Annotated in this window: 6 protein-coding genes; 2 read left to right on the top strand and 4 right to left on the bottom strand. The window is 52.2% G+C overall.

Translation table 11 applies throughout. From position 1 onward, the window contains the following. Positions 1–587: 587 nt before the first annotated feature. Complete coding sequence (locus tag RBB44_RS25390) at positions 588–884, top strand: hypothetical protein (RefSeq protein ID WP_306150464.1); 297 nt, start codon at positions 588–590, stop codon at positions 882–884. A gap of 771 nt (positions 885–1,655) precedes the next feature. Continuing rightward, positions 1,656–1,907, top strand: a complete 252-nt coding sequence (locus RBB44_RS25590) for a hypothetical protein (protein ID WP_371932349.1) — start codon at positions 1,656–1,658, stop codon at positions 1,905–1,907. A gap of 168 nt (positions 1,908–2,075) precedes the next feature. Here RBB44_RS25590 and RBB44_RS25380 read toward each other — a convergent pair whose 3' ends face one another. From RBB44_RS25380 to RBB44_RS25365, 4 genes are all read right to left on the bottom strand, one after another. Further along, positions 2,076–3,161, bottom strand: coding sequence for an AI-2E family transporter (locus RBB44_RS25380; protein WP_306150465.1), 1,086 nt, complete (start codon positions 3,159–3,161; stop codon positions 2,076–2,078). Continuing rightward, positions 3,148–3,567: a hypothetical protein gene (locus tag RBB44_RS25375; RefSeq protein ID WP_306150466.1), complete on the bottom strand. Its 420-nt coding sequence runs from the start codon at positions 3,565–3,567 to the stop codon at positions 3,148–3,150. Before RBB44_RS25375 ends, RBB44_RS25380 begins: the two co-directional genes overlap by 14 nt. A 2-nt stretch (positions 3,568–3,569) precedes the next feature. Then, positions 3,570–3,914: a YqjD family protein gene (locus RBB44_RS25370; RefSeq protein WP_306150467.1), complete on the bottom strand. Its 345-nt coding sequence runs from the start codon at positions 3,912–3,914 to the stop codon at positions 3,570–3,572. Between the two features lie 210 nt (positions 3,915–4,124). Then, positions 4,125–4,295, bottom strand: a complete 171-nt coding sequence (locus RBB44_RS25365; protein WP_306150472.1) for a DUF1328 domain-containing protein — start codon at positions 4,293–4,295, stop codon at positions 4,125–4,127. Positions 4,296–4,554 lie beyond the last annotated feature (259 nt).

Below are 4,554 nucleotides of genomic sequence, written 5' to 3'. Positions count from 1 at the left end.
GGCTCGATCGCCGCCCATTGCTCATCCGACAGCCAAAACAGGCGTCCCATACAAGCCTCCAAATCACTGATTTGGAACCTTGAATCTGATTTGCTAAATCAAATCAATAATATCAATGAGTTTTGACCCTAATATGCATTAGCACTGTCGAGAATAGCAGTCGTGTAAAGCTGTTCGACCAGTTAATTAATTGGAGATGTTTGGCTGAGCCTATAGATACGTGTGTAACAGCACAATTGGTCAGGTTCGATGCTATCAAATAGTTATGGGTGCAAATCACATACGACTGAACAACTGACGCCTATGCCAATCCATAAGTGCGGATGATGTGTATTATTATTAACCTATCGACTTTCTGCGCGGATTTCTGGTTCAGTCACCTAAGTTTCCTAAGGTCAATTTGTTCAATGGCATACTATTGACGGCTACATCGTTGACAGGTCCTAAAAACCCAAACGGTGTGTGTCCAGAGATGTGCGAAAAGTGAATGCACCTGATAAATCAGTGTTTTTTGCTTCTGCCGAACAAAAATTAATTTAAATGAAACTTCTTCTTAAGTTGTGCGTTTACTAAGCGGAGGTAGTGATATGATTACTTTTCGCAAGCGAGTTCTTCCGCTCAGTACGCCTATAATTGTTGCGGGAACTCTATTCACCAGTGCTCTTGCTGCTACAGAATATCTGTATGAAGACGAAGGTGTTGATAAAAACCCAGCTACTATAGCTGCAGAGGTCCAAGACACGTTTTCCAGTGGGAAAGGTGACTTGAAGATTTCGCTCGATGATGTTCACAAACGCCCGGTCCGCTGCGTGTCCAATATGCAGCAGACAACTTGTACCGGATGGCCGCTTGCAAATGGTATGATTGCGCTAAACTCGGAATGATTTGCGGGTATACCGAAAAAAAACAGCTGTTCGGAAAAAACCGAGCAGCTAGGAGCCTCTGCTTATCTCGCCAATTGTGGTTCTTCGTGATTCCATCTTCCCGATCGGTTATCGGTGGGGATTTGGACGGCACAGCCGGATTTTTTCGATTTTGACGAACGGTTGAAGCGGCTGAGCGACATCGGCAACCAGTTGGACGCCCAAGCGCGGGTTGTCGATTTCGAGATATTTCGGCCTGCCCTAGTCAAGGCGCTGAACTATGCCGATGGCTCCAAAGGCGGTCGACCGCCGTTTGACCCAAGCCGGTGCGATCAACGGTCGTTTCGCCCGATTTGAGTACGCTTAGCGGGAGACCGGCTACATCGCCATGGGCGGACAATTAGTCGACAGCACGCTTGTGGCCGCACCCAAGCAGCAGAATTTTATGACGGGAAGAAAGCCATCAAGGCGGGCAAGAGTGCCAAGTAAATCTAGCCGAGCACGCCCAACAAGGCTCGGCAGAAGGATGTGAATTGCCCGCTGGAAGGTGCAATTCGGCAAGGCGCGGACAAAGCCCCACGGCACCAAGCCGATCAATATTGCCATTCCCTCCTTCGCGTACAAGGCACACACGACGATCTGCAAATCTCTGCGTTTCATCCGCCGGTGGGACGTCTCGGATGCTGGTAGTCATGATGCCCGGTTCCCACGGCGCGGGCGTCTGGATAGGAAACACACCGGCTCCGGCGTTTGGGCGGACAGCGCCTATCGGTCCAAGCAAAACGAGCCGTTATGGCAACCCATGGCTTTACCAGCAACATCCATCGACGCAAAACAGCCGGCAAATCCATGCCCGCGCATATCCAGCGGGGCAATGCGACCCGTTCAAAAAACCGCGCACCGATTGAGCATGTCTTTGCCCATCAAAAGGCTGTTATGGGGAAGAGCATTCGCACCATCGGCATGGACCGGGCCAGAACAAAAATCGGCATGGCCAGCATCATCTACAACATAAGGAGGCTGGTCCAGATCACCAACAAATAGCCCGCATAGGGCAAAAGGCGGCCGAAAGCGCCGCCGCTAATGAAATCGGCACGAAAATTATTCGCACTCAGGCTGACATCCCCTCAGACGGTGGATAATCGCTGAAAATCAAGAGTGAAAACGGGTAAATAGAGGCTCTCAGCTTTTTGTATCGCAACGGCCCGCCCGTCAATCGGACGGATCATTCGAAATTTCATATAGTGTCACCCCTGCCAAAAGGGCTGGAACGGCAATGAAACCACCGATTGGACCCCAAAGCCAAATCCAAAATGCGATTGTCAAGAATACGAGAAACGGGTTGAGCGTCATTGTCCGGCCGAGAACCGTTGGCGTGACGAACTGCGCCTCAAAAAGATTGAGGAGCAGATAAACCAGTGGCGGCAGGAGAATTTCCGGAATTGAGTTGCCGATTGACAGCCCCACACCTGTCATGATCAGCACCATGATGGCCGGGCCGATGTAAATTACATAGTTAAGCACACCTGCCAAAACGCCCCACAAGATCGGTGACGGCACGCCGATCAGCCAAAGAGCCGCTGAAACGGCGGCAGCCAGACCGACATTCACGCAAGTAATGGATAACAGGTAAGTCGAGAGCCGCTTTTCGATGCGTTGAAACGCAATTGCCATGCGATACCGTTTTGTTGCCGGAGTTGACCAATCGACAGTAGATCGGAAAACTCGCGGCCGTGTCAGGACGAAGAAATAGAGGCTGGCGAGGAACAATATTATCTGTGCCATGAATGTCGGGGCGAAGTAGAAAACGCTCTCCACCGGCGACGTTTCATCGACGCTAACCTGCATGTTTCCGGATTGGCCCATCGCATTGCGGAGTTCTTCCTGCAGACTGCTGATGGAGGCAAACAACCCCTGCCAGGAAATGAGCTGGCTTTGCAGTTTGGCCCAGATCAACGGCAGTTTATCGAGCCAGTCAGACAACGGTACCATAAATGCTGCGCCGGCGGTCGTGATGAGCAAGATAAACAAAACCACCATTAAGGCCGCAGACACCCATGACGGTATGCCAAGACGGCCAAGACGATCCGCCGCAGGTCCGAACAAGGAACCGACCACGATCGACAAACAGACCGGCGCAAGTATGACCTTGCCCACATCCAACGCAAACACTAGAGCCAGACAGGCAAGTATGACGAGGGACATACGCGTGGCTGGATCTGCAATCGCAATTGGTGAGGTTGATACACTTACGTGAGTTTCGGGTGGAGCGTGGTGTGCCATATCAGGTCCCGTCATCTCCGCCGCCCCGCGCTGCAAAAAGCGCAAGTCCGCCCAACGCGGCAAGGGCGATGATGCTCTTTCGATTGGTCAGTTGTGGGAGGACTGAAACTGCTGCTGCTATGGCCAGCCTTTGTGACGCGCGGCGTTTCGCGCTGCGCCGCTGATCGATTTTCTTCAAGACCGCTAAAACAATGAGAAGGCCGAGCCCGACACCAATCATTCCCAGGGCGATGACCAAAGCAGCGCCCAAGGCTCCGAGCTTTTCAGAAAGATAAATGCCAAGTGCGGCAAGACCGGCCAGATAGGCCGTGCCAAAAGACGCAGCAGCAATCGCCATTATAACGATGTTGCGCTTCGTCCGGCGCACCATCCCGCGGAGGTCGCGGGATGCCGCCGAGAAGGCGAGGGGGACCGACCGCATGATCAACGGCGGATCAAAGCTGCAATCAGGAAACCGACACCGGCCGCAATTCCCAGGGACTGCAAGGGATGGCGGCGGACCTCATCGGTCAGGGCCCTCTCGTAAGACTTCAGTTCGCGGGTCAGATCATCGAGCGCGTCCTGAGACATTTGCGTTAGATCTTCACCTGCTGCGGTCGCACGCGATTTGTATTCCTGGCTTTTCCCGGACCCGTAATTTTTGAGTGAGCCGGCAAGCGCGGCAATGTCCTCGCGGATGCGCTGAATGTCGGCTTCAATATCACTGGCATTCACCGCGTCATTTGCAGCTTTGGTCGAAGAAGTGGAAGTGCTTTTGGCAGTTGCCATGAAATGCCTCCAATTTGCTCCGGAGAACCCGGGAAATGTCCCCGAACCGCCGGTGGGAAATGTTGTGGTCAAGCAGCTCCGTGCTGCTCGATTGGGGCTGGAGCGCTCGAGCTCCGCAGTCGGTGAAGTTGGTGGCCTAGCCCACATCAATCGGTGACTGAGCGATAAGTGCCCCAATTGGGAAACGTTCGTGCCAATGGAAGTCTCAGCTTAAACACTCTTACCGCGCGCTACATGCAGGACAGCGGAAATTAAGAACAGCGCGATCGCCACGAAAAATATCAGCTTTGCGATTGAGACGGCTGTACCAGCAATACCGCCGAAGCCAAGTACTGCTGCAACAAGTGCAACAACCAAAAACGCGATAGCCCAAGAAAGCATTGTATCCTCCTGTTTGAGTAACAGTTCTTCAACGCTCGGGAATGAATTCAGTTCCATTTCTTCTTTCGAAATTTGTTCCCATCTCGCTCAAACCGCTTCGGAGTTTCCTTTCCAACAACAGGTGTAATGGAACCAAAACCTCTATCGGACCGTTTCCAACATGACAGAACAAGGAGTTTCAATCATGGAATATGGTCTTCTCGGTTTGCTGGTCCTGATCGCGAACATTTATGCGATCATAAAAATTATCCAGAGCGGC

Source organism: Roseibium sp. MMSF_3247 (assembly GCF_030733765.1).
Taxonomy (GTDB): domain Bacteria; phylum Pseudomonadota; class Alphaproteobacteria; order Rhizobiales; family Stappiaceae; genus Roseibium.
This window is presented reverse-complemented; position numbering and strand designations above follow the sequence as displayed.